General features: G+C 69.9%; 4 protein-coding genes. 3 read left to right on the top strand and 1 reads right to left on the bottom strand.

The genetic code is table 11. The annotated features are described in order from the left end of the window. Positions 1 to 95 precede the first annotated feature (95 nt). Positions 96 to 1,292 carry a methyltransferase gene (locus PLC66_RS21960; RefSeq protein WP_324544318.1) on the bottom strand — a complete coding sequence of 399 codons (1,197 nt, stop codon included), beginning with the start codon at positions 1,290 to 1,292 and terminating at the stop codon, positions 96 to 98. 258 nt (positions 1,293 to 1,550) lie between these two features. On the opposite strand from PLC66_RS21960, the gene PLC66_RS21955 reads away from it, so the two are divergent. The 3 genes from PLC66_RS21955 to PLC66_RS21945 are packed head-to-tail and all read left to right on the top strand — an operon-like array spanning position 1,551 to position 6,394. After that, on the top strand, positions 1,551 to 3,323 hold the full coding sequence (locus PLC66_RS21955; RefSeq protein WP_324544317.1) for an N-acetylglutaminylglutamine amidotransferase: 1,773 nt from the start codon (positions 1,551 to 1,553) through the stop codon (positions 3,321 to 3,323). A gap of 9 nt (positions 3,324 to 3,332) precedes the next feature. Next, positions 3,333 to 5,162, top strand: a complete 1,830-nt coding sequence (gene ngg / locus PLC66_RS21950) for an N-acetylglutaminylglutamine synthetase (RefSeq protein ID WP_324544316.1) — start codon at positions 3,333 to 3,335, stop codon at positions 5,160 to 5,162. Beyond that, positions 5,159 to 6,394: an osmoprotectant NAGGN system M42 family peptidase gene (locus PLC66_RS21945; protein WP_324544315.1), complete on the top strand. Its 1,236-nt coding sequence runs from the start codon at positions 5,159 to 5,161 to the stop codon at positions 6,392 to 6,394. The genes ngg and PLC66_RS21945 overlap by 4 nt, the downstream gene beginning before the upstream one ends. The last annotated feature ends 287 nt before the right edge of the window (positions 6,395 to 6,681 follow it).

Below are 6,681 nucleotides of genomic sequence, written 5' to 3'. Positions count from 1 at the left end.
GGAGCATGCGGGCTAAAACTCGCATCGAGGGTTCGAATCCCTCCGTCTCCGCCAGTATTTAAGATAAGCCCTTTATTGCAAAGGGCTTTTTCTTCTTATGCGCGGCCGCGATCGTCGCCGTGACGGTCGGCGAGTACGAGCAGGTTGCGCGGCGTCAGGCTGCGTTCGCAAAAACGGCCGACCTGCACCGCGAAGCCGCGCTCCTCGAGGCCGAGCGCCAGGTCGAGGACCAGCCACAGTTCCAGTGGCCGGCGAAACGCATGGCGGACGAGTTCGAAGCGTCGCACCTGGGCGCGACGCGCCCAGCCCTTGCTCTCCCAATCCGGCCACGACACATGTCGGGGCAGACTCAGCTTCTCGCGCGCGGCAAGCCGGCGGCAGAAGGCTTCGAATCCTTCGGCGTACCAGGTGGCGGGCACGGGGCGAAACGGGCGCTGCGCCTCGCCCTCGAGTGCGTTGCGCAGCGCGACGAAGCCCAGCTTCCAGGCCTGGTCGCGGGCGAGGCGCTGGCGGTCATGCCGGGGCGCGGTCACCACTTCGGTCACCGCCACGCGCAGGCTCGATGGGTCGAGCATCAGCCGGGCATCGCGGTTGAACGGACGGTAGGGGTCGTCGGTGCCGAGGTGATAACAGCACGGCGCAATCCGGTAGGCCTGCGCACCGTCGCGCTCGGCGTTGCGCACCAGGCTGCGATGCAGCTCGCCGCAGGCGTGCAGTGCCAGCACGGAGTGATCGCGCACATGAGCGCGTGAGCCCTCGTCGCGCGCATCCGCGCACACGACGTGCTGGTTCGCGCCGCTGCGGGCCGCCCCGTGCACGGCGTCGGCGCACAGGGTGGGATCGATCTCGAGTGAGGTGACGCGCACGCCGTCGGCGAGTGCCACGCGCCGCCCCAGGTGGCCCTTGCCTGCGCACCATTCAAGCACCGGACTCGCGCATGCAGGCATGTGGCGGGCGAAGGCCTCGATCTGCGCGCGCTTGCGCCCCGGGATGCCGTCGTCGAAGCGGGCATCGCATGCGGCAAGATCGCGCGCGGGCAGTCCTGGAACGCAGGCTGCCGCGTTCAGGTCGGCCAGCGCCGGGGCGTGCGCTGAGAGCCACACGCCAAAGGCGCCAGGGTCCGCCGCGAAGCGCTCGACAGCCTCGTCGTCGAGCGATTCCAGCGCCGTGGCCAGTTGCGGCCACTGTGCGCACCAAGGCGGGCGCGTGATGTGGAAGGGCGAGGGTCGCCACAAGGCCTCGTGCTCCATCAGCAGCGACTGGATCTCAAGAAATCGGCGACGCAGGTTCATCGGGCAGCAGGTGTGGAAGGAAGCTTGGGGGCGTGGCAGCTTGCGTGCACATCCTGACCGCACGCGACCGCCTTGACCTTGATTGTGTGCTCCGTCGCGCCGGCTTGGATAGGGGCGCCGCTGCCGCGGCCGGGACGGCGTCGGCCGCCTGCCCGGATGCCGTTGTCTGGTGCCTGCCCTTCCCGGTTCTCGTTCAATCACATTTGGACAAAACAAATTTGTTAGAATTGAGGTCGTTGATATCGATCAGGAAGTCCGATGTGTGGAATCGCAGGTGAATTGAGGTTCGATGGTGCCCGTCCGGATGTGGCGGCGCTCGAGCGGATGAACGACAGTCAGCAGCGCCGCGGGCCGGATACGGCGGGCCTGTACGTGCAGGGCGCACAGGCCTGGGGCCACCGACGGCTGAAGATCATGGACCTGTCCGAGTCGGCCCAGCAGCCGATGTTCGATCCTGCGCTGGGGCTGGGCATCGTCTTCAATGGCGCGGTGTACAACCACCCGGAGCTGCGGCGCGAGCTCGAGACCAAGGGCTATCACTTCTATTCCCACGGCGACACCGAGGTGCTGCTCAAGGCCTATCACGCCTGGGGCGAGGATTTCGTGTCGCGCCTCAATGGCATGTTCGCGTTCGCGATCTGGGAGCGCGACAGCGGGCGCGTGCTGCTCGGGCGCGACCGCCTGGGCATCAAGCCGCTGTACTACGCCGACATCGACGGCGGCCTGCGCTTTGCCTCGGCCTTGCCGGCGCTGCTCGCGGCCGGCGGGGTGGATACCGCGATCGATCCGATGGCGCTCAATTACTACCTGTCCTTCCATGCGGTGGTGCCGGCGCCGCATACGCTGCTGGCGGGCGTGCGCAAGCTGGCGCCGGGCACCCTGATGCGCATCGAGCCCGACGGGCGCCGCAGCGAGCGCCGCTTCTGGTCGCTGGCCTATGCGCGCGACGCGGCCGACGAGTCGCGCGGCTTCGAGGAATGGACCGAGATCCTGCTCGACGGCCTGCGCGCCGCGGTGAAGCGCCGCCTGGTGGCCGATGTGCCGGTGGGCGCGCTGCTGTCGGGCGGGGTGGACTCCAGTCTCATCGTCGGCCTGATGGCCGAAGCCGGGGTGAAGGACCTGCGCACCTACAACGTCGGCTTCGCCGACGTCGGCGGCGAGAAGGGCAACGAGTTCGAATACGCCGACATCGTCGCCCGTGAGCTCGGCACGCTCCATGAGCGCATCTTCGTGCCCGAGCAGGAGCTGCTCGCCCGCCTGCCCGAGGCCGTGACGGCGATGAGCGAGCCCATGGTGAGCCACGACTGCATCGGCTTTTACCTGCTCTCCGAGGCGGTGTCGCGCCACAGCAAGGTGGTGCAGAGCGGGCAGGGGGCGGACGAGGTGTTCGGTGGCTACCACTGGTATCCCAAGCTGGCGGGCAGCGCCGACCCGGTGGCGGACTACCTGGCCGCGTTCCGCGACCGCGACTACGACGAGTACCTCGCCACCGTGGATCCGCGGTGGCATGGCGTCGATGCCAGCGCGGCCTTCGTCGCCGCGAGCTTCAACGCCCCGGGGGCGGACGACCCGGTGGAGAAGGCGCTGCGCCTGGATACCACGGTGATGCTGGTCGACGACCCGGTGAAGCGGGTGGACAACATGACCATGGCCTTCGGCCTGGAGGCGCGCGTGCCCTTCCTCGACCACGAGCTGGTCGAGCTGGCGGCGCGCATCCCGGCGCGGCACAAGCTGGCGCACGGCGGCAAGGGCGTACTCAAGGAGGCGGCGCGCAAGCTGATCCCGGCTGCGGTGATCGATCGCCCGAAGGGCTACTTCCCGGTGCCGGCGCTCAAGTATCTGCAGGGGCCGGTGCTCGAAACGGTGCGCGATGCGCTGTCGAGCCGGGCGGCGCGCGAACGCGGCCTGTTCCGCCAGGACTATGTGGACCGCCTGCTGGCCGAGCCGATGGCACACCTCACCCCGCTGCGCGGCTCCAAGCTGTGGCAGCTGGGCCTGCTGGAGTGGTGGTTGCAGCGCCATCTCGGCTGAGGACGGGCGATGATCCGCAAGCACATCGCCCGCGCCCTGCGCGCCGAGCAGCGCAGCTCGCAGCTCGCGCCCCACGCCTCGACTGCGGCCGCCGCGTGGCAGGCGGCCGGCGCCGAGTCCGCGCCGGCGCGCCCCGTCGATGTCGCCGTCGAATGCGGCTGGGGCCGCCTGCTGCCGGCGCAGACCTGGAAGGACGCCGGCGCGCTGTCCGCCGCCCTGCTGCAGGAGCGCCCCGGGCAGCGCGACATCGCCTTCTACGTCGAGAAACCCCAGGTCGTCGTCGCCTGCGCTCCGCAGGCGCTCTTTCTCGACCCCTCCGACGCCTTCCGCCTCAGCCTCGCCGCTTATCGCAGCCTCTCGCAGGGACCGGGGCGCCGCGGCTTCACGGTGCGGCGCCTGCGCACGCGCGCCGACGTGGCGGCGATCAACGTGCTCTATCGCGCGCGCCGCATGGTGCCGGTAGATGCACCGGCGGTGTGGAAGGCACGCGCCAGCCGCCACATCACCTATGCGCTCGCCGAGGACAGGCTCAGCGGCGAGGTGATCGGCGTGGCGATGGGGCTGGACCACGTCGAGGCCTTCGCCGACCCGCAGCACGGCGCCAGTCTGTGGGCGCTCGCCGTGGCACCGCAGGCGGCTCACCCGGGCGTGGGCGAGGCGCTGGTGCGCTATCTGGCCGAGCACTACCAGGCGCGCGGCCGCGAGTGGCTGGACGTGTCGGTGCTGCACGACAACGAGCAGGCCATCGCGCTCTACGACAAGCTCGGCTTCCAGCGCATCCCGGCGTTTGCGGTGAAGCGGCGCAATGCCATCAACGAGGCGCTGTTCACCGGCAGCAGCGAACAGTTCGCCGGGCTCAACCCCTACGCCCGCCTGCTGGTGGACGAGGCGGTGCGGCGCGGCATCGACGCCGAGGTGATCGACGCCGAGCACGGCTACTTCCGCCTCACCCTGGGCGGGCGCAGCATCGTCTGTCGCGAGTCCTTGTCCGAGCTCACCAGCGCGGTGGCGATGAGCCGCTGCCAGGACAAGCGCGTGACGCTGAAGCTGCTCGCGGGCGCCGGCCTGGCCGTGCCGCGCCAGGCTTGCGCCGACGACGAGGCGGCCTGGCAGGCGCTGCTGGCCGAATGCGGCGCGGTGGTGGTCAAGCCGGTCGAGGGCGAGCAGGGCAAGGGCATCAGCGTCGACCTGCGCGAGGCCGCCGCGGTGCGCGCGGCGATCGGGCGCGCGCGGCAGTTCTGCGACCGGGTGGTCGTCGAGCAGTTCTGCGCCGGCGAGGATCTGCGCATCGTGGTGATCGACTTCAGCGTCGTGGCCGCGGCCGTGCGCCGACCGCCCGTGGTGGTAGGCGACGCTTGCAGCACGGTGCGCGCACTGATCGAGCGCCAGAGCCGGCGCCGTGCGGCCGCCACCGGCGGCGAGTCACGCATCCCGATCGACACCGAGACCGAGCGCTGCGTTGCTGCCGCCGGCTGCAGCCTGGACACCGTGCTCGAGGCCGAGCAGCGCCTGCAGGTGCGCAACACCGCCAACCTGCATACCGGCGGCACCATCCACGACGTCACCGCCGAGCTGCACCCGAGTCTGCGCGAAGCCGCCGAGCGTGCGGCGCGTTGCCTGGACATCCCGGTCACCGGGCTCGACTTCCTGGTGCCGGCGGTGACCGCGCCCGACTACGTGATCATCGAGGCCAACGAGCGCCCCGGGCTCGCCAACCACGAACCCCAGCCCACCGCCGAGCGCTTCATCGACCTGCTGTTCCCGCGTACGCGGGCACTGACTGCCACGCAGGCGGCGCGCGCCTTGGGCGCGGCCGCGAACGAAGGAGAACAACAATGAACACCCCGATCCCCCAGCCCCTGGCGCCGGCGCCGCTGCCGGCCATCGACTACGCCTATCTGGAAGAAACCCTGCTCCAGCTGCTCGCCATCCCCAGCCCGGTCGGGCTCACCGATGCGGCCGTGCGCTACACCGCGGGCCGCTTCGAGGTGCTGGGCATCCCCTACGAGATCACCCGCCGCGGCGCGATCCGCGCCACCCTGAAGGGCAGGGAGGCGCAGCCGGCGCGCGCCGTGGTGGCGCATCTGGATACCCTGGGGGCGATGGTGAAGTCGCTCAAGTCCAACGGCCGTCTGGAGATCGTGCCCATCGGCCACTGGTCGGCGCGCTTCGCCGAGGGCAGCCGGCTCACCATCTTCACCGACCATGGCCAGGTGCGCGGCACCTGCCTGCCGCTGAAGACCTCAGGCCACGCCTTCGGCGGCGAGATCGACACCCAGCCGGTGGGCTGGGAGCATGTCGAGGTGCGCGTCGACCTGGCGGTCGAGGACCGTGCCGGGCTCGCCGCCGCCGGGCTGGAGGTGGGCGACTGGATCGCCTTCGATCCGCAGCCCGAGATCCAGCCCGACGGCTACATCAACTCGCGCTACCTCGACGACAAGGCCGCGGTGGCCGCGCTGCTGACCGCCTGCAAGGCGGTGCGCGACCACGGGCTGGTGCTGCCGGTGGACGTGCATCCGCTGCTCACCATCACCGAGGAGATCGGCTCGGGCGCCTCGGCCGCGCTACACGGCGAGATCGCCGAGATGGTGAGCCTGGACATCTCGATCGCCGCGCCCGGGCAGAACACCTCCGAGCACGCCGCGACGATCTGCATGCAGGACATGTCCGGCCCCTTCGACTACCACCTCACGCACAAGCTGATCGCGCTCGCCAAGGCGCATGGCGTCGCCCACCGCCGCGACATCTTCCGCTACTACCGCTCCGACTCGGCCGCCGCGGTGGAGGCCGGCAACGACATCCGCACCGCCTTGATCGGCTTCGGCGCCGACGCCTCGCACGCGCAGGAGCGCACCCATCGCGACGCGCTCGAGGCGCTCACCCGGCTGGTGATCGCCTACATGTGCAGCGAGCCGGTGGCGCGCCGTGACTGCCGCTCGATGGGCTCGCTCGACGGCTTCACCGAGCAGCTCTGCCCGGGCGACATGCTGGTGCCGAGCACACCGCTGCCGGTGCCTGAGACCTTCCTTGGCGATCCCCTTGTGCAGCAGACCGACTCCGAGCGCCTGTAGCGTCCGCTGTCCTGGCGCCTGATGGGTGACAGGCGCTCGTCATCTGCCCTTGACAGGGGTGTTCCGAGGGGCGTCAGTGTCGCTGGCGGGTGGCTGATCGGGCTATATGTTGTGTCTTATAGAGGACTTTCGTTCTTCAGCCTTGACCCGGGCGCCATTCGATCGCATCCTTCCACGGTTCCAAACCGTCCAGACGGTGGAAGCTTGTCAACATCCAGTCCTGAGAGTCCGAACATGACCGAACGAGAGACCTGCCAGCGCCTTCAGGTGGCTGTGCGCCTGAAGCG

The sequence above is a fragment of the Thauera sp. genome, from assembly GCF_035444905.1.
GTDB lineage: Bacteria > Pseudomonadota > Gammaproteobacteria > Burkholderiales > Rhodocyclaceae > Thauera.
This window is presented reverse-complemented; position numbering and strand designations above follow the sequence as displayed.

What these genes read in the sequence shown, in the direction of transcription:
- PLC66_RS21955 (WP_324544317.1), top strand. Translation starts at nt 1,551, where the DNA reads ATGTGTGGAATCGCAGGTGAATTGAGGTTCGATGGTGCCCGTCCGGAT.
- PLC66_RS21945 (WP_324544315.1), top strand. Translation starts at nt 5,159, where the DNA reads ATGAACACCCCGATCCCCCAGCCCCTGGCGCCGGCGCCGCTGCCGGCC.
- PLC66_RS21960 (WP_324544318.1), bottom strand. Translation starts at nt 1,292, where the DNA reads ATGAACCTGCGTCGCCGATTTCTTGAGATCCAGTCGCTGCTGATGGAG.
- ngg (WP_324544316.1), top strand. Translation starts at nt 3,333, where the DNA reads ATGATCCGCAAGCACATCGCCCGCGCCCTGCGCGCCGAGCAGCGCAGC.